At 43.7% G+C, this 24,368-nt stretch carries 17 protein-coding genes and 1 tRNA gene; all 18 read right to left on the bottom strand.

The window, feature by feature from the left end; translation table 11 throughout:
* Positions 1 to 15: 15 nt before the first annotated feature.
* The 18 genes from CJF29_RS21775 to CJF29_RS21690 all read right to left on the bottom strand — a co-directional run bounded on the left by CJF29_RS21775 (position 16) and on the right by CJF29_RS21690 (position 24,363).
* A complete protein-coding gene (locus CJF29_RS21775) occupies positions 16 to 1,419 on the bottom strand; it encodes a glucoamylase family protein (protein ID WP_099146345.1) in 1,404 nt (467 codons plus the stop codon).
* 111 nt (positions 1,420 to 1,530) lie between these two features.
* A complete protein-coding gene (gene bglX, locus CJF29_RS21770; RefSeq protein WP_099146322.1) occupies positions 1,531 to 3,840 on the bottom strand; it encodes a beta-glucosidase BglX in 2,310 nt (769 codons plus the stop codon).
* A 142-nt stretch (positions 3,841 to 3,982) separates the two neighbouring features.
* A complete protein-coding gene (locus CJF29_RS21765; protein ID WP_099146323.1) occupies positions 3,983 to 5,515 on the bottom strand; it encodes a RagB/SusD family nutrient uptake outer membrane protein in 1,533 nt (510 codons plus the stop codon).
* 64 nt (positions 5,516 to 5,579) lie between these two features.
* Entirely contained in the window at positions 5,580 to 8,645 is a 3,066-nt protein-coding gene (locus tag CJF29_RS21760; RefSeq protein ID WP_099146324.1) for a SusC/RagA family TonB-linked outer membrane protein, read from the bottom strand.
* Positions 8,646 to 8,892: 247 nt separating this feature from the next.
* On the bottom strand, positions 8,893 to 9,783 hold the full coding sequence (locus CJF29_RS21755; protein WP_099146325.1) for a carbohydrate kinase family protein: 891 nt from the start codon (positions 9,781 to 9,783) through the stop codon (positions 8,893 to 8,895).
* 59 nt (positions 9,784 to 9,842) lie between these two features.
* Positions 9,843 to 9,924: transfer RNA gene (locus CJF29_RS21750), tRNA-Leu, on the bottom strand.
* Between the two features lie 73 nt (positions 9,925 to 9,997).
* On the bottom strand, positions 9,998 to 11,092 hold the full coding sequence (locus tag CJF29_RS21745) for a S41 family peptidase (protein WP_176553117.1): 1,095 nt from the start codon (positions 11,090 to 11,092) through the stop codon (positions 9,998 to 10,000).
* Between the two features lie 14 nt (positions 11,093 to 11,106).
* Positions 11,107 to 11,967, bottom strand: coding sequence for a DUF3316 domain-containing protein (locus CJF29_RS21740; protein ID WP_004299583.1), 861 nt, complete (start codon positions 11,965 to 11,967; stop codon positions 11,107 to 11,109).
* Positions 11,967 to 14,612 carry a DNA gyrase/topoisomerase IV subunit A gene (locus tag CJF29_RS21735; protein WP_004299586.1) on the bottom strand — a complete coding sequence of 882 codons (2,646 nt, stop codon included), beginning with the start codon at positions 14,610 to 14,612 and terminating at the stop codon, positions 11,967 to 11,969. The genes CJF29_RS21740 and CJF29_RS21735 overlap by 1 nt, the downstream gene beginning before the upstream one ends.
* Before the next feature lie 206 nt (positions 14,613 to 14,818).
* Positions 14,819 to 16,162 (bottom strand): Gfo/Idh/MocA family protein, encoded by a 1,344-nt coding sequence (locus CJF29_RS21730; protein WP_099146326.1) that lies wholly within the window; start codon positions 16,160 to 16,162, stop codon positions 14,819 to 14,821.
* A gap of 87 nt (positions 16,163 to 16,249) precedes the next feature.
* The gene (locus tag CJF29_RS21725; RefSeq protein WP_099146327.1) at positions 16,250 to 16,489 is read right to left on the bottom strand and encodes a hypothetical protein; all 240 of its coding nucleotides are present in this window, start codon (positions 16,487 to 16,489) and stop codon (positions 16,250 to 16,252) included.
* Positions 16,490 to 16,492: 3 nt separating this feature from the next.
* Positions 16,493 to 17,818, bottom strand: a complete 1,326-nt coding sequence (locus CJF29_RS21720; protein ID WP_099146328.1) for a Gfo/Idh/MocA family protein — start codon at positions 17,816 to 17,818, stop codon at positions 16,493 to 16,495.
* 1 nt (position 17,819) lies between these two features.
* Complete coding sequence (locus CJF29_RS21715; RefSeq protein WP_099146329.1) at positions 17,820 to 18,590, bottom strand: FAD:protein FMN transferase; 771 nt, start codon at positions 18,588 to 18,590, stop codon at positions 17,820 to 17,822.
* Positions 18,591 to 18,641: 51 nt separating this feature from the next.
* Complete coding sequence (locus tag CJF29_RS21710) at positions 18,642 to 20,051, bottom strand: putative oxidoreductase C-terminal domain-containing protein (RefSeq protein WP_099146330.1); 1,410 nt, start codon at positions 20,049 to 20,051, stop codon at positions 18,642 to 18,644.
* 4 nt (positions 20,052 to 20,055) lie between these two features.
* The gene (locus tag CJF29_RS21705; RefSeq protein ID WP_008642906.1) at positions 20,056 to 21,063 is read right to left on the bottom strand and encodes a Gfo/Idh/MocA family protein; all 1,008 of its coding nucleotides are present in this window, start codon (positions 21,061 to 21,063) and stop codon (positions 20,056 to 20,058) included.
* A 6-nt stretch (positions 21,064 to 21,069) separates the two neighbouring features.
* Entirely contained in the window at positions 21,070 to 21,861 is a 792-nt protein-coding gene (locus tag CJF29_RS21700) for a glucosamine-6-phosphate deaminase (RefSeq protein WP_099146331.1), read from the bottom strand.
* The gene (gene nagA / locus CJF29_RS21695; RefSeq protein ID WP_099146332.1) at positions 21,842 to 23,029 is read right to left on the bottom strand and encodes an N-acetylglucosamine-6-phosphate deacetylase; all 1,188 of its coding nucleotides are present in this window, start codon (positions 23,027 to 23,029) and stop codon (positions 21,842 to 21,844) included. Before nagA ends, CJF29_RS21700 begins: the two co-directional genes overlap by 20 nt.
* Positions 23,030 to 23,046: 17 nt before the next feature.
* Positions 23,047 to 24,363, bottom strand: coding sequence for a sugar MFS transporter (locus CJF29_RS21690; RefSeq protein ID WP_099146333.1), 1,317 nt, complete (start codon positions 24,361 to 24,363; stop codon positions 23,047 to 23,049).
* Positions 24,364 to 24,368 lie beyond the last annotated feature (5 nt).

Genomic DNA, 24,368 nt, shown 5'->3' with positions numbered 1-24,368 from the left:
CACCGTGGTTCCCACTTATTTCTGTCTCACATCTTGCTTGTTGGTGTTAAAACCAAGTTTGGTCAATCCGGCTTGTACGTCAGGATGGCTCATGAAAAGGTTCCATAACAACCCTGTCCGGTAATTTTCGATCATTACAGCGATAGGTCCCTGATCGATAGCCAGATACCGTTGCGGATACCAATTATCCGTTTCGCTGAAAGCATCATAGAATCCGAAAGGACCGAACACTTTATCTCCCATACCATACAAATGGCGCATTACCTGCATGGAATACTCCGGTGTATAGACAATCGATGAAAGTGCGGCGGTAGGAGAGATGACTCCTTTGTCGTCCTGCTCGTTGGGTGAATGAGCTGCATATCCATCAACGGAGTAGCTGGCAGTCAGTCCCCAACAATCCGGTCCGAAACCTTTGTAATGTTTGGGGTTGCGGATGCAGTAGGCACGGTTGACTAATGTCAGGTTGCGCATTTCGTGGAAGTAGCTGGGGCAGTATTCATCTTTCAATCCTACCGGATCGAGTCCGAGGAAAGAATATTGAGCCCAGAAAAGCGGTCCGGCTTCCGTGCCCTGATAGCGGAGATGCAATTCGATTCCTTCTACTTTATGGGGAGAGACGATGGCTCCGTTCTGTGCCCAACCGTCATGATAAACGGCTGCAGGTACTCCATGTGTAGGAGAAGCGGCGGCAAGAATATACATAATCATACATTCGTTGTAACCATGTACGGGGAAATTCATTTCCCAGCCATACGTCGGACTCCAATGCCAGTAAAGGACATTTCGCCCGCCTTTCCGGTACCAGTCCCAGTCGACATCCCGCCAAATCCGGTCGATACGTTGAGCGAGTGCTTTCTCTTTCTCATTTCCGTTGACGTAATATTGGTGTACGGCAAGCAGACCTTGTATGAGGAAAGCTGTCTCTACGAGGTCACCTCCGTTGTCTTTCTGGCCAAACGGTTTCACCTTTCCGGTGTCACCATACCACCAGTGGGGGTAGGCTCCGTGGAAACGGTCTGCTTTTTCGAGGAAAGAAACGATGCGTTCCATGCGCGTCCGTCCTTCTTCGCGGGTGACATAACCGCAGTCGATTCCCGCAAGGATAGCCATGATGCCGAAACCGCTACCGCCGGAAGTGACTACATTGGCATCATTTTCAGGATATACGCCGTCCACATGATACCGTTCGGGAGCCAGACCGCTATTCGGTTCGGCACCTTCCCAGAAATAGAGGAAAGTCCGTCGCTGAACGGTGTCCATCAGGGCGTCGTCCGACAGGGAGTCGGTGGCGGCAGTAAGGTTGTCATTCTTGCTTTTCCCTTTACAGCTTTGGAAAGTCAGGGCGATGGCGGATAGAAACAGTAACATGAGCGGAAGTGCGCTCATCACTGCGATTCTTTTATATTTATCGTTCATAATCAAGGTCATAATTTATAGGATTAGGCACGGATTACACGGATTTCACGGTTTTAGGAATTGTGGTTACATAAAACAACAGCGTAATCCGTGTAATCCGTGCCTAAAAGTTTAGTTCAATGTAAATTTCGCAGTTTTCACATCCCGGCTGTTCGTGCCGATCATCACTTCAAAGTCGCCCGGTTCGGCAACCAGTTGCAGGTCATAATTATAATACCGTAGCATTTCCGGTGCAATCTTGAAACGGACAATCTTCATCTCTCCCGGTTCCAGGAATATTTTCTGAAAGCCTTTCAATTCTTTGACGGGACGGGTGCTGCTGCCTACAACGTCACGGATATAAAGCTGTACTACTTCCGTGCCGGGCCATGTGCCGGTATTGGTAACTTCCACTGCTGCGGTCAATGATCCGGTCATGTCCATGCTGGAATGGCTCAAGTCGATATCACTGTAAGAGAAAGTAGTATAAGAAAGACCGTAACCGAACGGATAAAGCGGATCATTATCCACGTCGAGATAGTTACTGCGGAATTTCTCAAACCATTTACCTTCTTTCAAAGGACGTCCGGTATTCTTGTGCGCATAATAAAGAGGTATCTGGCCGACGTTCTTCGGGAAAGTCATAGTCAGTTTACCACCCGGATTGACATAACCGAAGAGGGCGTCGCCAATGGCGTAAGCTGCTTGACTACCTCCAAACCATACATTCAGAATGGCGGGCACGTGTTCCTGTTCCCAAGTCAACGTAAGCGGACGACCTGTAAATAATACCAGTACTACCGGTTTGCCTGTCTTTAAAAGCTCTTTCAACAGATTCTGCTGTACATCGGGAATGTTTAAATCCGTGCGGCTGCTACTTTCACCACTCATTTCGGAAGATTCGCCTAAGGCAGCGATGATAATGTCCGACCGGCGGGCTACGTTCAACGCTTCATCCAACAATTGTTGGTCGGTGCGGTTATCGCGGTTCAGGGAACGGCCGAACATCGTTGCCCGTTCTTCGTAACTAGCATCACTAATCAGATTACTTCCTTTGGCGTACATGATATTCGCTTTTCCGGCAGTCATCTCTTTCAGTCCTTCCACGAGAGAAGGGCAGCGGTCGAGCACGGCTGCTACGCTCCATGTACCCGGCATATTACTCCGGCTGTTTGCCAACGGACCGATCACTGCAATATTTCCTTTCGGATTGAAAGGCAGTAACGGATTTCCGTTCGGATTGCCGTCGGGACTGTCGTTTTTCAGAAGAACGAAACTTTCTGCTGCAATACTGCGGGCTGCGTCGCGATGCGCTTTGGTAAAGATATCGCGTGCCGGACGTTTCGGATCGCAATATTTATAAGGATTATCAAACAATCCCAGTTTATATTTGGCTTCCAGAATACGGTGGCAAGCCGTATTTAGCGTTTCCATAGAGACTTTTCCTTCCTGAACGGATTTCTTCAATGTCCCCACAAAGCCTTCGCTTACCATATCCATATCCACTCCGGCATTGATGGCACGGGCGGATACCGTTTGAAGATCACCGATACCATGGTCGATCATTTCTGAAATACCCGTATAATCGGTTACCACAAAACCGTTGAATCCCCACTGTCCGCGGAGAATGTCTGTCATCAGCCATTTGTTGGCAGTGGCCGGAATACCATCCACTTCATTAAAAGAAGCCATCACGCTACCTACACCTGCTTCAACGGCTGCTTCATACGGCAGCATATAATCATTGAACATCCGCTGCCGGCTCATATCTACGGTGTTATAGTCACGTCCTGCTTCTCCCGCACCATATAGTGCAAAATGCTTTACACAGGCCATGATTTCATCATTCCGTTCCATGTTCTTCCCCTGATAGCCGCGCACCATCGCTTCGGCAATCATAGCTCCGAGAAACGGGTCTTCGCCGCTGCCTTCGGACACACGTCCCCAACGAGGGTCGCGTGAAATATCCACCATCGGGCTGAAAGTCCATGAAATGCCGTCGGCACTGGCTTCTACGGCTGCAATGCGGGCCGATTCCTCAATGGCTGTCATGTCCCAAGTGCAAGACAGGCCGAGTGGGATAGGGAACATCGTTTCGTATCCGTGAATGACGTCCATACCGAACAGCAATGGAATTCCTAAACGGGATTGTTCCACAGACTGCTTCTGTACTTCACGTATTTTCTCCACTCCTTTCAGGTTGAACAACCCTCCCACTTCGCCTTTCTTGATTTTAGCGGCAATATCGCTGCTTTTGGCTTGTCCCGTGGTAATCTCTCCGGTGACGGGGAGGTTCAACTGTCCGATCTTTTCTTCCAAAGTCATTTTGTTCATCAATACGTCGATGAAGCGATCCATATCCTGTGGCGACTTCTGTGCCGATGCGGTCAGAAAACCTGCGGCAAACAACAGGACGGATAGACTTAACTTTTTGTATATCATGCTATTATTTCTACTTTTATATCCATTCATATAAAGTCCTCCCTATATGTTGAATGTCCGGCACCGAGGAGGACATTGTTCGACACCGAGGAACAGTAGTTTCGGCACCGAGGAAACAACCGTTCGGCACCGAGGAACTTTCTTATTGGTAGTCGGGGTTCTGTACTAACACTCCCTTAGACTTGTCGATCTCTGTCTGTGGCAGTGGAAGCAGTGCGTTTTTGTCCTGATAATTGGTTTTACCGGCTGCGTGCAACACTTCTTTTGCAATGCCCCAACGAACGAGGTCATAGAAACGGTCGAATTCCAATCCTAATTCCACACGGCGTTCGTGGCGGATGGCCTCACGCAATTCTCCCTGATCGGTAGTCGTCACTTTAGGCAATATATTGCTATTGGTGCCTCTGGCGCGTGCGCGTACTTGTTCCAAATAGTCGATTGCTTCACCCGGAATACCTTTTTCATTAGCTGATTCGGCTCCCATCAGCAGTACATCTGCGTAGCGGATCAGACGAATGTTTACCCAGAATCCTTTGTTGGTATATTCTTTACGCAATGCCGGGTCGGTATAGGCTTTCTTATTGAAATAAGCACCCATTGCCGGGGAAACCGGAGACTCGCCGTATGGTTCGTTGGTGTTTTCCGGTGTGATAGGATCGCTGTCCGAGTGGCGGAAGTAGAGTAGGGTAGAGTTTTTGCGTGGATCACCCTGTTCGTATGCTTGCGCCATATACTCTGTTGCCATGTGCCATCCCCATCCCAAGTCCCATTGACCTGCTCCGCGTACACCTTGTACTTCACAGAACTGGCTACCGATAACGGTACTTTGAGGAAGAGCGGCAGTAGCTGTACATTGCAACTCGAATATAGAACCTCCGTTATTTTCACCATCATCCGTGAAAATCTCATTATACGGAGTCTTTAAGTTGTAGAGCCCCTTTTTGATGACGTCGGTGGAGGCTGTGTACATATTGTTCCAGTCGTTGCGCATCATATAAGTACGCGCGTGTAAGGAACGGGCAGCTCCCCAAGTCAGTCGTCCGGTGTATTCGCTGCTCCATGTTTCCGGCAATGACTCTTCTGCTGTTTTCAGGTCCTTGTCGATTTGCTCATAGATTTTATCAGCACTTGTCTTCGGGATATTGGCTTCCGAAGCATCGTTGATTTTATAAGTCACCAAAGGAACTTCGCCGAAAGCTCTTACCAGATTGAAGTAGCAATAAGCACGGAAGAAAGAGGCCTCTCCCTTATTGATGATGTCTTCAGTTTCTGTTTGTCCGGCTGTTTCTTTTTCTGCAATGGCATCAAGAATCTCATTACATTGGTAGATGATGGCATAATTCTGTCCCCAATAAGCACCCAGTAGGCCGTTGGTCGGTGTATACACAAAATCATCATACATTTCGGCTACATCAGAGCCATCGCTGGCAATACTTCCTTTTTCCGAATCTTCCGAACGGAAACAGTGGATGGCAAAAGCAGGAGGGCCGGCTGTCACATTATAGTTACGCATCATCGTATAGACATTATAAATCTTCCCGTTGACCAGAGCGTTCGGATTATCATCTTCCGTAAACTGTCCTTGTGGACTACGATCCAGAAAGTCACTACAGCTGCCTAGAAATAATGTAGTTGAAGTAATAAGGGTTGCAAATATATATTTATTCAGTTTCATATAATGATAGTTTTAAAGATTAAAGTTGTGTTCCGCATGGAAAACTGGCAGTGGCACCTTGTCACTAGAATGTTAGGTTGATACCGAAGGTATAGACTGCAGGTACAGGATAACTGCCGTTATCTACTCCGAATGCGGTGGCAGTTCCTCCAAGTTCGGGAGTATATCCGGTGTTATGTTTCCATGTCTTCAAGTTCTGTATGTTGACATAGACTTTCAGAGCTTGCAGACGTATTTTGGCAATTAAGCTCTTGTCGAACGTATACGCTAACTGTACGTTGCGGATACGGAAGAATTTGCCGTCCTCAATGTAATAGTCGGAGTTGAGGTTGTTGATGGAATGTTTGGTGTTCAGCAACGGTTGGGTGTTGGACGTACCTTCTCCGTGCCAGCGGTCCAAGCGTTGTTCCAGGTAGTTGAACTGGGCAAAATTGTAGTTATCCCATGTACGGAAAATCTTGTTTCCACCTTGTCCCATCATGTCGATGCCTAACGACCAATTCTTGTAGTCTACTCTGAGAGAAAAACCGTAAGTGACCTTTGGAGTCGGGTTGCCTATCATGGTACGGTCTTCCGGGGTGATTTCTCCGTCACCGTTCACATCGGCGAATTTCAGGTCACCGGGGGTAACGGTAGCCAGTGTATTTTTGGGTGATGCGTCAATATCCGCTTGTGACTGATAAACGCCTGCCACTTTGTAACCGTAGAAATATCCGATAGGATAACCTGCCATTGTGTAACTTTGCTGCTTATCTCCGGCAATGATGGAATATCCTTCCTGAACAAGACTTTTTACCTCATTCTTGATAGTAGTCAGGTTGGCACTGACGGAATATCCCCAATCACCAATCTGATCGCGCCAGGTTACAGCCATTTCCACTCCTTTATTCTGAATCTCTCCCAAGTTTCCGATACCGGGGATAGTTCCGGAAATTCCGGGAACTTCGGCTAACAAATCTTTGGTATTCTTCTTATAGTAAACACCCTCAAAATGCAAGCGGTTGCGAAGCAGGTTCGTTTCAAATCCGGCTTCCCAGGCTTCTACTTTTTCCCAACGCAGGTTAGGATTAGGAAGATAGGCAAGCTGGTATCCGGGATAAATGATGGACGGTTTACCGAATACGGCCGAATAAGCATTGGTCAATAAGGGTTCGGCAGGATAGGCTTTATCCAGGTTCTGGTTTCCTAACGTACCGTAAGATGCTTTGATTTTCAACATATCCAGCCATTTGATGTCTTTCATAAATTCTTCTTCGGACATCAACCAACCTCCACCCAGTGAGAAGAAGTTCTGCCATTCATTGCCTGTGTAGGAGAAAGCGGAAGAACCATCCCGGCGGAAAGAACCGTTGAACAAGTATTTGCCTTTATAGTTGTAGATCACGCGTGCAAGTACGGATAATGTACTGCGTTCCCATTGAGTACTTCCATTGGTAGCGGTAGCTGCATCGCCGATGCTGACAAACCATTTGTCCGGATTATCCGGAATAACCAGTCCGACCCCCTGCTTGCGTGCTCCGTCCAATCGGCTCAACGAATTGTAGTAAGTAGTAAAACCGGCGGTAGCTGTCAGGTTATGGTTGCCGTTGTCGAAGCTGTTGGTGTATGTCAGCAGGTAGTCACTCTGCACTTTCGTTTCATTCTCTTTGAACTGGCTGACCTCGGTCTTTCCTGTTCCCAAAGTAGAAACACCTCCGTTGACAGTGGCATCATATACTTTCACAATCGGCGTATACGTACGCCCGTTGTTCGATGCATAGTCCATGGAGAACATGGCTTTGAAAGTGAAATGTTTCAGGAAGTCTACCTCACCGTAAATGTTACCGGATGCCCGGTAGTTCTCTGCTTTGGTAGTATTCGCTTTCAATTCGACGTCTACCATCGGATTGTTGATCTGCGCTTTCTGGAATTCGGGCAGAGCCGTATATAATCCATATTCTTCGTTATATACCGGAGCGATAGGAGCCGAACGAAGAGCGTTCAATACCTGTTTGGAATCTGCAGGAAGCATACGTGCTCCGTTAAACTGGAATCCGACTTTCAAAAAGTCTGTAATCTTATAATCATTACTGGCATTGATGGTCACCTTGCTGAATTTCTCATGCTCGATGTTTCCTTGTTCGTAAGAGTAGCCTACGCCCAGATAGAAACTATGTTTGGGGGAAGCTCCTGTAATACTGATGTTGTTGTTGGTAATGAAGGCAGTTTGGAAAATCTCGTCTTGCCAGTCTGTATTGGCATCCCAACCGCTATAATCGAAAGGGTCATCTTTCTGATTGGCGAGCTGTTCGTTATATAGTTCCTTGAATTGTGAACCATTCACCAATTTCACTTTATCTACCACTTTCTTGAAACCGAAAGAAGTATTGATATTGACCAGTGTCTGTCCCTCTTTGGCTTTCTTTGTGGTAATGATGATAACACCATTCGCACCGCGAACACCGAAGATAGCCAGAGATGACGGGTCTTTCAGGATTTCCATGGATTCGATGTCCTCCGGATTCAGGAAATTGATGTTGTCATTGAATAATCCGTCGACAATGTACAGCGGTTTATATCCGTTGATGGAGTTTGTTCCGCGAATACGGATTTCCGGGTCCGATCCGGCTCGTCCGGAGTTTACAATCTGCACACCTGCCACTTTCCCCTGAAGGGAAGATAGCGGATTCATTGCCGGTTTGTTGGCTAACTCTTCTCCTTTGATATTGGTGATAGAACCTGTCAAGTCTCTTTTCTTTGCACTACCGTATCCGATAACGACTGTTTCGGCTAGTACTTGTGAATCTTCTTTTAAAGTGACATTGATGACGTTCTGTGTCCCCACTTTAATGGTTTGCGAAGTCATCCCCACGTATGAAAATGCCAGTACGTCCTCCGGAGTGACAGAGATTGAATATTTACCGTCCATGTCCGTGATGGTTCCGGTGGAAGTTCCTTGTACGAGTACCGATGCGCCGATTAATGGTTCATTGGCAGCGTCCGTCACTGTTCCTGTCACCGTCTTTGTCTGTGCAAAGGCTGATGCAGAGGCCAGTAGCAGGCAAACAAGCGTCATGATGCTCTTTGACCTGATGGCTTTTTTCTGAAGATGTTGTAAAAGTCTAGTCCTCATTGCATTAAATTTTTCCATTTGTTATTATTTAGGTTGAAGTCTTTTTTCTGCCGTCTTTTGGCAAGAGTAACAAAGGAAACAAACGAAATTCAAAAAAGATTTTGGAAAAAAGAGGGAATGGTTGATTTTAACACTAAAAGAGAGGTGACTGTTGAAAAAAGTCAGGCACGAACAACACCGGTTCGTGCCTGAATAATGAGATGAGGATTACCCGTTGGGGGAGGTATATCCTATATATACGCTGTTCGTTTTATGATTCCCTGTTTTAAAACATCTGTTCCGCAGTGGTCATACATTGAATGACATCTTCTTTGCTGCCATTGAAAGGACCTGATTTCTCTATTTTTAAAGTTGACATGGCTGCTGCAAAACGTCCGGCTTCTTCGATGCCGGCACCCGATACCCGTTGGTATAGATACCCGATAGTGTAAGTGTCTCCACACCCTGTTGCATCTACCACTTCTTTGGGTTTATAAGCCGGAATACGATAGAAGTCTTTTCCGTCGAAAATAAGTGATCCCATGCTTCCCAAGGTGACAAGCACTTCTTTCACGCCCCATTCATATAATTGACGGGCAGCTTCATGTGGATCGGAAAGACCTGTCAGCACTTCCATCTCGTGCTCGTTGACTTTCAGGAAATGGATATATTGCAGAGCCTCCCGCTTATCTGTCCAATCCACCGGATAGACGTGAGTGTCACGCACTTCACGTAAATAGCCTTGTGAGTCTACTGCAATCAACCCTTTTTGAGATAGTTCTTTGATTACTTCCAACGAGAAGTCGTCTGCCAGCAGAGAGCCGAGATGGTAGATTTGCGCATCTATATCTTTCAGCTGACCGGCAGTGAACGGATCGGCTTTCGCTAATACACGTTGAGTACGGTCGTCCGGATTGGCGCCATAGATATTCTCGAAGTATACGGAATATTTGCTTGGCAGGGCGGTTACATGAATACCCATTTCACGTAGTTGCTCCACGACGTTCATTTCAGTGGCACCAACTGCTGTTACTAAAGCGTAATCGATGTCGTTAAAATGGCGGATGGCATGTGAACAATAAAAAGCCGTTCCTCCCGGCATATAGACAGTGTTTTGGGGAGTGACTACTTTGTCTAATGTGATGTGACCGATGCAGCAAAGTTGATGTTTATTCATGTCTAACCAATTAAAAAGCCTCCAAGATAGTATCTTGAAGGCTTCTAGTTTATTTTTAGTGCGGCTGATAGGACTCGAACCTACACGTCTCACGACACCAGATCCTAAGTCTGGCGCGGCTACCAATTACGCCACAGCCGCATGCGTAGCTTTTTTGTTTAGCGGTGCAAAGATAGGAAGATTTTCTGATTTGGCAAATAATTCGGCAATAAAGTTATTCACTTAAGATTTCGAATGCCTTTTCAATCAGTGGATCTTTCTTTTGTGATTCTATGTCACCCTGCTCTATCCCTTCTTCCAGAATCTTATCCATGTTTACGTATACATCAGGTTTTATTCCATCTTCCAATGACTTTCCATACTTATCAAAGTGGGGGCTGGCAGAGAAGCGGACGCTCCAGCCATTGGGTAATTCTGATGAAAATGGTAGTCCTGATCCACCACCGGTCTGATCGCCCAGCTGGATGATTCTTTTATCCTCGTTATCATTGTTTAAACTGCGCATTATGTTAACAAAATCATTTGTGGCACTATAACATCGACGATTGGTTAGTATCACGACCTTTTTTTGCCAACGAATACTGTTGGAGGGTTCTAAATAAATGGGTTCCATCTCTGAGAAATCATTGTGTCCCGGACCTGTCTTATGTTGGATATATCCTGTTAATGCCAGTTTTTCAGTGAACCGGGCAGCTATGCGTGAAGAATTGGTTAGATTACCTCCTCCGTTATCACGGACATCGATAATTAGTCCATTGCAGATTTGTAAATAGTAAAGGACCTCATCCAAATTGCCATCTCCAACTCCGGCACTGAAACTTTCATAACGTATGTATCCTATGTTATTGTCGAATATTTTATATTTAAGACCAGCGGATGTGCGATAGCCTGAATTGGCACTACCCAGATAATAGTTATAAAGAATATCTTCTCTATAATTCCAAGGGTAGCCCTGATACCATGCATCGTAATAAGAAATACGACTGGCAGAAGATAGATTGACATGCCCGTCTTTCAAGATATAAAGCATTTGGCTTAGGATGTCGAACAGGTCATCATTAGACATTGACGGAATAATCAGTTTGCTGTATTCGTCATGAACAGCATCCCAGTCAATACCTTTCGTATCCAGGAAACAATACTGTTCGTCAATGATCTTCCATAGTTGTTCGAAATTACCTCTGGGATCATTGGCGTAGTCATCTTCCCCAATGCAACCAGTCAGCACCGGAAGGCAGCAGAGCAGCCAAAGTATTTGTCTAATCTTATTTCTCATCATTAATTGATCTCTCACTTGAAGTTTCAACATTAAATTTTGTTCTCTTAGTAAGCTCTAACCGATGAAGGAAGAGCGGTTCCTTTCTTATTTCGGATACGGTATAGGTCTTTCACAAATCCTACCATGAATACGTGTGAGTAGGTATGTGTCTTGATATTGTTAACGTTGGATTGCTGCAAATCAGCCAGGTAGCTGAAGCGCATTTTGGTATATCCTATCGGCAGGTCGACGGAGAGCATCTGTCGCAACGAAGGTTGATTGTGCAGGGAGGTAAATTTTATTACTCCACTCGAATTTCCCAAAGAGAATATCTCGTAATAAGATTGTCCGTAGTGGGGAGAGAACATCACTCCCATAACCGGCAGATTGACCTGATAACGAAGCACCATCGGATACCGTTTGATTTTCAGGTGCCAAATAGCCATTCCGGAGGCATCCAGATTGACGTATGCCCGTGCGGATGCCGGATTGTTGGTGTTCCGGAGATTATAGACAAAGCCTCCGTTGACATCTATCAATCCTCCGGCTAATAATTTGAAATTATCTGTCAGGCGGAACTGGTAATGTAATCCATAGTTCCAGTTGACTAATCCGGAGAAAGTGTTATTGTTATCGGCCCGGTTGTGCGTATAGCTGATGTTTGCCTGAAAGAAGTTCTGCACAGATACATTTCCATCAAACAACTTGGTCATCCGAATCAATTCACGGGAAACACGGAAGTCGATTCCTTTGTATTCCTGCGGTGAAAGATAGGTGTCGAAAACGTTAGTAAATCCGACACCATACATGGTGGCACGTGTTACATACCGATGGGCTTGCAGACTGTCGATCTGCGCTTGTAATCTTGTGCAAAGGGCGAACAGGATGCAACCTGTCAGCCCCAGGTATATTAGTTTTTTCTTCATCAGAATAATTTCATCTGCCCGGTGATTTCATCAATAATATCGCCTTCGCTCTTGCCGCTGTCCGGATCCAGATTTTCCGGCTCCTCTTCAGGAACTTCCTGTTGTTCTTGTGAGGGTTCGGGGAAGCGAGTTGGTTCAAGCTCATTGATCGTCTCCACTGCATAGGTAGTAATACGTTTTCCCTTGGCTTTGAAACCTTTGACAGCAATGAATTCATCCGCATCGATATTCAACGGATCACGGAAATTGTCGTGTCCGCCAAATATGACTTCCAGACGAGGATAGTACTCGTCGGTCAGCAGGATCAGACGGTTGTTCTTATTTTCTCCCAAGTAGTTTTGTTTACGGTTGGAGGCCTCAAAACAGAAACGTTTCAGATACGGATAATTCTGTTGGTCGGCATCGTAAAGCGCGGCAGTCCATATCTTGTTAGGATCAAACTTCTCCACGATGCTTACATTATCTTCATAGTGGTTGCTCAAGTCGAAGTTGGTAGTATAGAAATCACCGTTGTTCAGAACAATCAATATGCTGTCGTCGCTTTGGAATTCACCCAGATATTCACCTCGTCCGTCATAGTTGAGGCGGAGTATGTCACGGTCAAACCATACTTTACGTCCACCGAGCGTGGAACCTCCTTTTTGTTTCAGGGATATCTTATGTACCGGCAAGCGGGTAAGAATCACGCCTCGTGCCTGACGTCCCTTGATGCTGACCTCACTGAAGTCATGCTCGAAAATGATACGACGTACACGCGGATTCGGTTTCAGTGTCACCTTGATGATTTCGGCTTCTCCATTCGGATTGGCGCTGAAATAGGTAATCCGTGATTCGGGAGTTCCCTGTGTGACATCATATTCGCGGTCGCGAACTACAGAGGTCACGGCGAAACGTTTTACGTATGTCGTTCCTTCTTTTCCGTCGCGGTAGGCTACATTGTAGATCGTACGTTTATCGTTCTTCTTAAATACATTGACATAGAGAACGTTTTTGCCGACGAATTTCTTGTCGGCAACAGGAGTAACGATATACTTACCGTCGCGGAAGAAGATAATGACATCATCGATATCCGAACAACATGCCACGAACTCGTCTTTTTTCAAGGCTGTTCCGATAAATCCTTCTTCGCGGTTGATATAAAGTTTCTCGTTTGCTTCTACTACTTTGGCAGCTTCGATGGTGTCGAAGTTACGCAGTTCTGTACGGCGCGGGAAGTTCTTGCCGTATTTGTTTTTTAACATCTGATACCAGTTGACGGTATAATCTACGATGTGAGCCAGATGATTATCAATCTCGGCCACTTCTTCTTTCATCTTGGCAATCAGTTCATCCGCTTTGTCCGAGTTGAATTTCAGAATACGCCCCATTTTGATTTCCATCAGTTTGAGAATATCCTCTTTGGTGACTTCACGGATAAATTTCGGATAATAAGGTGTCAGGCGTTCGTCAATATGAGCACAAGCTGCGTCCATATCTTTGGATTGCTCGAACTCTTTGTCCTTATAGATGCGTTCTTCGATAAATATCTTTTCGAGCGAAGCAAAGTGCAATGCTTCCAGTATTTCGTTTTTCTTGATTTCCAGCTCCTGCTTTAGCAAATCCAGCGTGTTGTCTGCCGACTTTCTCAAGACTTTGCTGACAGTGAGGAAATGAGGTTTGCTGTCATCAATCACGCAGCAGTTGGGTGAGATACTTACTTCGCAATCGGTGAATGCGTACAATGCATCGATTGTTTTGTCCGATGATGTACCTGGTGCCAGATGCACTAATATTTCTACGTTGGCAGCTGTGTTGTCATCTACCTTGCGAATTTTGATTTTTCCTTTATCAACAGCTTTCAGGATAGAGTCGATCACTGTTGAAGTGGTTTTCCCATAAGGGATCTCTGTGATTGCAAGTGTTTTGTTATCAATCTTGTTGATCTTGGCACGTACTTTCACTGCTCCGCCACGTTCTCCGTCGTTGTATTTGGCTACATCAATCGAGCCGCCTGTCTGGAAATCGGGATACAGTTGGAATTCTTCCCCACGCAGATAGCTGATGGAAGCATCACAAAGTTCGTTGAAGTTATGCGGCAATATCTTGGAAGAAAGTCCAACGGCGATACCTTCCACTCCCTGCGCCAGTAATAACGGGAATTTCACAGGAAGAGTGACTGGTTCCTTATTTCGTCCGTCGTATGACAATTTCCATTCGGTAGTTTTGGGATTGAAGACAACATCCAGCGCAAACTTGGATAAACGCGCCTCGATATAACGGGGAGCAGCCGCACCGTCTCCGGTGAGGATATTACCCCAGTTACCCTGGCAGTCAATCAACAGGTCTTTCTGTCCCAACTGTACCAAGGCATCCCCGATAGAAGCATCCCCATGCGGGTGGAACTGCATGGTGTGTCCCACAATATTTGCCACTTTGTTATACCGCCCGTCATCCAGACGTTTCATAGAATGCAGGATACGACGTTGCACAGGCTTTAAACCGTCATTGATGTGAGGTACGGCACGTTCCAGAATAACATATGAAGCATAGTCCAGAAACCAATTCTGGTACATGCCTGTTAACTGATGTTTTACGCTTTCGTCCCGCGCGTCCGCCGGTTTGTAGTCTGAATGTTCTTCCGTTATCTCGTTGATTTCGTCACTCATAAAATTCGTATATACTATAATTTTAACGCATACGCACGCAAAAATACAAAAATAAAAGAGATTTCGATGAAAAACGGTGAATATTCCGTGTGTTAAAAGGGTATAAATCAGCTTTACGGAAGGAAAATAGAAAGGCATATCCTATCAAAGACATGCCTTTCTGTAAAATTATAACCTAATGAAAAAACGAGAAATGGGTACATGCTTTAAACCCGTATTTCCCAACCTTTTTCGTACTCTCTTCCCCAAAGTTTATTAGCTTCCAAATCGTTAAGAATTCGTCCGCTTCCCGGATCAATCTGTAATGAATGTCCGACACGTTGGGCAATATTACCTAATTGTACCAACTGGGTACTGATACAGGCATCTACAATTCCGGAATTTAACTTTGTTCCTTTACGAATGGCATCAAACCAGTTTCGGAAGTGGAAGGCATCCAACTTTTCGGATGGATTCAACAGATTGCCGGTCTCAAATTTTAAATCACTTTTTACCTCTTTAATCGTTTTACCTTTTATATCTGCAATTTTATATTCATTGCCACCGCCAATGAAGAGAGTTCCGTTTTCTCCATAAAATGCGGTTCCTACTCCATATCCGTCTACCGGCATCGTATTACAACTACGTCCTTCCCATGAAAAAGATGCTTCGTCGCCAAATTGGAAGGTGATAAGTTGTGTGTCAGGAGTTTGCCAGTCGTCTTGAAAACGATACCGACCTCCGATAGAATCAACCTTTGTAGGATAATCTACGCCCAATCCCCAGCGGAGTATATCAACAAAGTGGGTTCCATTGTTGAGCGCTTCACCTGTTCCCCAATTCCAGAACCAATGCCAGTTATAATGGATGAAATTATCTTTGAAATCTGCAACACGTGGGGCAGGACCTTGCCATAAATCCCAATCCAGATAATCAGGTACAGGTACAACTTTCCCTGTTCCAATGGAAGGGCGATTATTGACATACCAAGATTTGGCATATCTCACTTTTCCGATAGAACCGGATTTGATTTCTTCCATAGCTTTAATTACATTGGGAAAGGAGCGGCGTTGGTTACCCACTTGAACAATCCGGTTATATTTCAAAGCGGCTCGAACCAACATTTCATTTTCTGCCGGATTATGACTGGTCGGTTTTTCCAGATAAACATGCTTTCCGGCCTGCATAGCCATAATGGCTGCTTTGGCATGCCAATGGTCAGGGGTAGCAATCACCACTGCTTCAAAATCGTTCGACTCTAACATCTTACGAATGTCTTTTTCTCCTTTGGGAGTACGTCCGGTTATTTTGTGGATAGCAGCCTGGCATTTTTCTAATGCTCTAGAGTCTACATCGCAAATGTAAGTTACTTCACAATCTGGAAGTTTGGCAAATCCTTGCGCCAGGGCCTTACCTCTCGAATTCACTCCAATGACTCCGATACGTATTTTTTCGTTAGCTCCCAGAATATCTTGATAACGGCTTGAACCGAATCCTGGAAGTATGCTTCCTAATGAAAGTGCAGCTGTGCTTGCTACTGTTTTTTTGATAAAATCTCTTCTTGTTGTCATAGTATCTATTTTTCTCCAAAATTAGGTTGTTATTAGAATATGTGAATGAGCTTTTCCGTCAATTCTCCTTCAAAAAACGTAAATCTCTTATTTTTTTCTTCGGAAAAGGTGGATTGAGAATGTTATGATTCCTCGAGGAATCCATAAGATAAGATAGATGAAAAAACTAATCACGATGACATACCCGATTTGGGATATTATTTCAATCCATGGGCGGGAATAGATAATGATTGCAATTACGTTGATGATAAATGCAAGCAGGAAACTTAGAAGAAAGATATTCCTTTCTTGTTTCAACTTTTTTGAGGTGATAATAATATCTTTCATAGTTTAGAATTTCATATAGGGTATTTTATATTCGTCGGGGAAGAGGATATGGCGTTGTTTATCCATTGCTTGATTCCCAAGTAAGCAAAGGACCGTAGAACAATAAGCCTCTTCTACTACATTCTGTGCTTTCTCTCCAGTGATACAAGATTGGCAGAAAGAGGATAGAATGATATCTGATCCGTCTTTATCTGCTCCGATCATACTTAAACCACTGTTAACGTGAATATCTCCGTCAATGATAAAATGTGGAGTGTATTCCATTTTTGTTTCCGGTCGCCAACTAGGTCCCGCTGTTGGTATAGCGGCAAAAGCTTTGTCTTTTACCTGGTCAATCAGTTGGCGGATGCCCGAAGTAGAATGGTCTTCTTCCAGGTAATAAATACCTTTGGCCATATCCATCGTACCTTTACTTCCCAGAATTTGGTCTTCCATTCCGTTGAACTTGTTGGCGATTAATGATTCGTAGGCAATCTTGGTTCCGTCGGAATATCGATAAGTCACATTTACACTATCGTATACTTCACGACCGTCTTTCCAGTAAACAATATCACCCATCCCCATGATACTTACCGGCATTCTTTTAGCTGCCCAATTGCATACTTCCAGCTGGTGACAGGCCAGTTCGGTCATTAATCCGCCTGAGCTTTCTTTGTACAATCGCCAGTTGATTTTATGTTCCAGTTCTGGTGAGGGGACGGGACGGCGCCAGTCTGCATTTCTGAACCAATGGCAACGCATTCCTACCACATCTCCGATCAATCCGGAATGAATCATTTGCATCCCTTTGATATACTTCTCGTCATACATTCGTTGCATACAAAAGTAGAGTACTTGATTGGTCTCTTGATATGCATCGTAAATTGCCTTGCATTCTTCTAAAGTACGTGCCATTGCTTTTTCGCAGAAAACATGTTTGCCTGTAGCCAAAGCATCCAATACAATAGGAGCGTGCCAGTTTAGTGGTGTGGATATGATGACTCCATCGATATCTTTCGATTCCAGCAGCTTACGGTAGTCTGTATAGGACTTGGCATCCGGGCAAAGCTCCAATGCCTGCTGAAGATTGGGAGCATAATTATCACATACGGCAACAATTTGCGCGTGTGGAATTTCTTTGAGGTTATGAATGTGGTATTGTCCTCTGGAACCAGTGCCAATTAAAGCGATTCGTGCTTTTTCATGCTTGATCTCTTTTAGCTTTTCAGGGGTACAGGAAGTAAGCCAGGGAGTGGTAGCTAATAAAGCAGTTCCTCCGGCAACATATCCCAGGCTTTTTATAAATTGTCTGAGTTCTAAGTCTACTCCTTTTTCTTTATGTTCTTTCATATCATAAATTGTATAGGGTTGCTTGTATATTATTGAACTTTTCTGAAATCTTTCTTTGTTCTTGTTCATTGGCAATCATCCAGACCGTACTGAGAACTTCGGCTTCCAACGGATCGGAGGACAGGATAGAACTTGCTTTTCGTTGTTCATTAAATATGCCTGTAAGCGGATTCATAATGTGTCCGGTATATTGTAACGTATTGCCGGAAGTGGATAATGTTGTATCCTGTAGATCGAATTCTTTTAGAAGAGACTGATTGTACGGGTTCAGAAAGCTGACTTTCCAACAATCTCCATAAGGATGATGTCCTATGCCTAGGATCGAACTGTTTCCAAAATTAGCAAATGCATCACTAACATTCTCTTGTTCTATGAATTTTTTTATTTTTTTTAAAGCATATCCTTTGGCAAAACCTCCAAAATCAAGTGAAATATTAGGAGATATGAAGGAGATGCATGAATGTTCATGAAGTTGTATTCTGGAGAAGTCTTTTAATGTAATGTCGAATAAGTGCGAAGTGGTTTCATAATAGTATGAGCAAAGTTGCAAGATTGATTCCATCTCTTTGCTGATTTGAATCTTGTTTTGAGAAGTATGATTATTAATCTTGGAAACTTCACTATGAGGATCAAAACGATTTAATATTTTGTCCAATCGCTCCAGTTCATAGGTAATATCTGCCCAAAGTGTATTCACTCGGTCGATATCGGAATGAATGAGCAGGATATCGAATCGGGTCCCCATGATATGAGGAATGAAGCCATGAAACATGGCTTCATTTTCATAATATTTGCATCTTGTTTCTAACACCTATTGTTTTGTTTATTTGTTTCCTTTCTTTGCCATTTCTACAGCAGTAGTAGTAATGTAATATTTAGCTAGTGTATTTTCATTTTCCCATTCCGGCATATCCTGATTGTGTACATAATGCAGGAAAGCCTTTGCCACTTTGCTGAAATGTTCTTCGTGTCCTAATCGTTTTTCCTGTGGTATGTCAATCAGATAAGTTCCATTCTTTTTGTTTTTGACAGATAAGAACGGATAAGTTATTTGAAGCTGTTCCACTGTTTTTTGCAATTGAGCTTCAAATGTCCGATTGTCAATGTCCGGTTCTTTCTGTATATATAGCTCTTTTACAAATCCATTTTTTTCATCCTGAACGATTTTTAAAGTGGCTTTACTTCCTTTCTTTATGGAAGTAAATGTATCTCCTCCGTTAGTGGGTGGAGTATAATTCCATGTGACTTTCATTCCTATACAAATCCCTTTAACGGTATAGTTGAGACTTCCGTTTGCCATCACCTCCAATACATCGTTTTTTATGTATCGGTTAAGATAAGCGGGAAAAGAATCGATTTGTGTCGATTGACTGAACTCTGCTAATGTAATTGGAGTTGGCCAGTGTTTGGCGGCATTCACGGTGACATCCGATTGATAATGAATCGTTTCATCAGGAAAACATTGCCAGTTGATGAGGTCGATCAGATGTGTTGTAACATCTGCAATGCCTTCTCCTTGTTGCTCTACATCGTAATACCATGCCGGGCGAATTAATGGCTTGCCAGAAACTGTCTTGAAAAAATGATGCACGCTTTCCATTATGACAGATGGATTGTCCGGTGAACCTTTTTGTAAATCTCCGAATAATTCCGTCTGATGCAAAAGCTCTTTTTCTATGATATTGAGGATATCATAACGTTCCGTCATCAGATCGTATAAAAGAAGATTCTTTTCTTTGGCGAGTTGATAGGCTTCTGTCAATAACTTGAAATCCTGTGGATTGATAGCCAGTGGCTTATCGGCAAGGACATGATATCCGGCTTTGATAGACTCCATGATATAGCGCGTCTTTTTCTGATTGTTTCCAGCCAATACTACTACATTACCTTTATGATCGGCAAGCATTTTCTGGAGATAATCATCTCCGGTATATACTTGTTTTTTCCATGTCGTAGGAGATTCCGCCCGCTGGTTATAAGAATCAATGCTTTCCAGATATTGATTGACGCCTGTTCCTTCGGGGGCATATATCCGGATGGTGTCACTGACATCTGTCAATTTCTCTTTTTGAAGCAGGCTGGCATGGAAATGTCCGGGATCGAGTACTACTATTTCCAATTGGGGTAGATCATTTGTCTCCATCCTATTCGCAGCTTGCTTTTTCGAGAAAGAACAAGAAACGACTATAAATAAAATTGCTATAATGGCAGTCCCTTTATATATAGATTTCATTCTCTTACTTTTTATAAGTTTTGATTAGTTTTCGGGCATCTTTCCAACCTTTTTGATAAGCTTCTTCCAATGTGACAATTCTTCCATTCTCTGTTTTACTCATATTGGATGCTTTCATGAAAGTGAATATTTCGATTGTCTCTTCTTTGGAGATAGGTGAAATTCCTGTTTGAAAGTATTTAAGAATCTGCTCAAGAAGCGCTTTATAACCTTGGTAACCTCCTGCGGCTACTGCTCCTTTTGAAGTATAGGCAGTTCCACCATAAATTTGCGGTCCTTTTATAATCGCTCTGAAAGTTCCGATTCTACCATCTTTCCATCGTCCTACTACTATATCCCCTCTATCTGAAGACATCCGGTTGACTGATTCGCATCCTGTCCCCATAATTGTGTATAATGTTTCTACTCCATGAATACCATAGAAACCGAAATCCGGATGCGTTGGTTCCACTTTGTGAGGAGAATAACAATCGGCTCCAAGGATTTTGCCAAATTCTCCATTTCTTAATTTCTGGTTTTGAGGAGTAAATCTAAGAGCAGAAGAGGAAAAAACAGGCGCATTGTATTTTTCTGCCATTTCATAAATAGCGATTGCATCTCCTAAAGTAGCTCCGATAGGTTTGTCAATATAGCATATCTTACCTGATTTGAATACCTCGACGGCTTGTTCCAAATGTAGTCTGCCGTCATTGGTTTCCAAAAGGACACAGTCTACTTTTTCCAGTAAATCTGCTATTGATGAGGTGATTTCCACGCCATTTGCTTTGACCTTTTCAATGTATCCGGGGATTCGTTCGTAACTGGATTGAATAGTCTTTGAACCGTACGGATACGCTGCTACTACCCTAAAACCTTTGGAAAAGGTCTCATCCGAACCACTATTAATCAGTTCGGTGAAAGCGGTGGAATGGGATGTGTCCAGACCAATAATTCCGATCCGCATAACTTTTTGTGCGTGTATACTGAAGCTGATAGCCAGTAGTATAAGAAGAAGTGAGATTCTGTTTTTCATAATCCTTTATAAATTAATTCTTTCTGCACTTTCCGGGTCCAAATATAATGAAGAATTTTCTTTTCTTCGCAATATGCTGGCCGGACATTTTTCTGAAACTTCACCATAAACAGTCTGATAGACTGCTTGAGCTTTATTTTTGAACGGGACGATACAAAACATCCATTCAGCTCTTAGCAAAGCCGGTATCGTGAGTGTTAAAGCTTCTTTGGGTACTAAGTCTAGTGTCATGAAGCATTTTTCATTGACTTGCTGTTGGCGACATATTGGATCCAGCTCAACTACTTTCACAAGTTTGGGATCATTAAAGTCTGCTACATCCGGATCATTGAAAGCAATATGCCCATTTTCTCCAATTCCCAGACAAACGATGTCAACCGGATGCTTAGTCAGCAAGTCTGCATATCGCTGACATTCCTCTTCAAGGTTTTCCGCCAGACCATTCAGATAGTTGACTTTCTTGAAAGGAACTTTGTCAAAGATACGAATTCTAAGGAAATGTCCAAAACTTTGTGGGGCTTCCGGATGTATACCGATGTATTCATCCATATGAAAAGCGTTTATTCTGGTCCAGTCGATGCGTTTGTCATGAATCAGATGACTCAAAAACTCATTTTGTGAGGGGGCAGCGGCGAAAATCATATTTATTTCCGGTTTGCTTTCCAATAAGCGACAAATTTGGTCGCCGACTTCTTTTGCGGCTGCACTGCCCATCTCTTGAATGGACGGGAAAATTCGAACTGTTAATTGTTCCTGCTGAAAAACTTTGGTCTTCGTTTCATTTAGTATAGATAACATGGCCTTTTAATATTGTATTATTTATATTTATTTGATTATCAAAAATGACTATGTCGGCATCCTTACCGATTTCTAAAGAACCTTTTTCTTTGTCAATATGAAGAATACGGGCGGGCGTCAGGCTCATCATACGGACGGCGTCAATGAGAGGAACACCGGCTAAATATATCATGGTTCGAACCAGTCGGTCGGTTGTTGCAACACTACCGGCAAAAGCTTTCCGATCCGGCATTTTGGCCACTCCGTCTTCGATAATGACTTTCTGACCGTTGTTGAGGCTACCTAATATCGATTCACCGTCCGGCATACCCGCTCCTCTCATGGCATCAGTGCAGAGGGCTGTTTTATCAACTCCTTTGAACTTGTATACGAATTGGAGCAGGGGTTTCGGAAGATGTATGCCATCGGCAATAATCTCCACTGTCATATCTTCAATCAAGTAGGTGGCTTCTACTACTCCGGCATAGCGGAAAGCATTTTTGCGGGTCACTGATGACATGGCCGAATAAAGGTGGGTCACATGTGTATAACCTGCTGTAAAGGCTTTCTCAACTTCTTCATAAATCGCGTCGGTATGAGCGATGGAGGGGAGAATATGATGTTGTTGCAGAGTTTGCCCTAGTGCTAGAGCACCCTCCAACTCAGGAGCTACGCTCCAACGGATAATATCTTTTGAGGCTTCCAGAATGGCATTATATTCTTCTGCTTGCGGCTTTTTCAGGAAGTTCGGGTCTTGCGCACCACATTGTTTCGGTGAAAAGTAAGGTCCTTCCAAATGTAAACCGATAAACTGCGAACCATTGATATTCATTTCTTTGGCTTTCCGATATACGGTAAACGTCGTCATTAACTCCTCAATAGTGCTGGTGAGTGTGGTGGGAACCATTGCGGTAGTACCATACTTGGCATGTGTCTCGGCCACTCCGAGAAAAGCCTCAACAGTACCATCCATGAAGTCATGTCCTCCTCCTCCGTGGATATGCATGTCGATGAATCCTGGTGAAACATAATTCTGACGGGCGTCTATTACCTTGTCACCGACGAGCGGTTGATAGCTTTCATTGGGAATAATCTGCTCAATTTTTCCATTTTCGCATATCAATGTTTGGCCCATTTCTATGCCTGTTGGCAGAATGAGTTTTCCATTTGTTATGATGAGTCTTTCCATATTATTTCGTTTTTAATTTATTTCCAGGAGTCTATTTTATGACCTTTAACTGCAAAGAAAACCAAATATAAAAAGCAGGGAATCAATACCCAATAACCGAAACGCAGACTATACATATCTGCCAGATGACCATATATCAGAGGCAGAATGGCATTGCCGCATAATCCCATGATAAGAAGAGAGGAACCGGTTTTGGTGAATTTCCCCAGTCCATGAATGGAAAGTGGCCAGATACCTGCGTAGATTAAAGCATTCGGGAAACCCAATGCATTCAGAAAGAAAATGGAGGCATTGGCATGATGACCGAACAGGGTTACTTCAAAATCTGCAAATACAACTCCGAATGAAAGGAGTAATCCGGTGATGGTACACCCTATAAGTGCATTTTTTTGTGAAACATATTTGGGTATTAACAGAATCCCCAGCAGATAACCAATCATAGTGCAGGCCAATGTATATGAGGGAAATGTTTTAGCTTCGAGCAGGTCCATACCCATCGAATTGGCATAATTAATGATTGTATCAATTGCGATAACTTGTGTTCCTACATGAAGAAATATAGCCACTGCTCCCAAGATAAGGTAAGGAAAGTCGAAAATACTTTTTCTGGTGTGATGGTGGCTACCTGTATCTTCCGTGCTGTTTTCTTCGTCTGTGTTGATTTCAGGCAGAATGGAGTAACGGATACCGATACCGGTAAACAGTAAAATAACGCCTAGAACAGCATAAGGCACAATGACGCGTTGTATTAATTCGTCAAGCATAGCGTTCTTTGTGACTATGTCTAAAGTCCCCGATTCTATAGTGGCAAAAAGCTCCTTGTCGGTAACATTTAATATCAATGCAGCAAATATGAGTGGTGAGATGATACCTGCGAATTTATTGCATATTCCCATAATACTGATTCGTCTGGCGGCACTATCAATAGGACCGATAATAGTGACATAAGGATTAGCGGCAGTTTGCAATATGGCTAATCCGGTGCCGATGGAAAACAGACCGGCCAGGAATATCTCGAACTGACGGGCTAATGCTGCCGGAACAAATAAGAAAGCTCCTAAGGCGGTAAGCATAAAACCATACATAATACCTCGCTTGAATCCCACTTTCTTGAGAAGTACTCCCGAGGGGATAGCCATTACAAAGTAGGCGATATAAAATGCAAAGGCGACAAAATAGGATTCGAAATGTGTCAGTTCACAGGATATGCGGAAGTATGGAATCAGTATGGCATTGACCCACGACACAAATCCGAAGATAAAGAACATCCCTGCCAGAATTGCAATTGATATGTAGTATGTCTTTTTGCTGCTTATAAGGTTATTGTTTCCCATGTGTT

The organism is Bacteroides celer, from assembly GCF_002632415.2.
Classification (GTDB): domain Bacteria; phylum Bacteroidota; class Bacteroidia; order Bacteroidales; family Bacteroidaceae; genus Bacteroides.
This window is presented reverse-complemented; position numbering and strand designations above follow the sequence as displayed.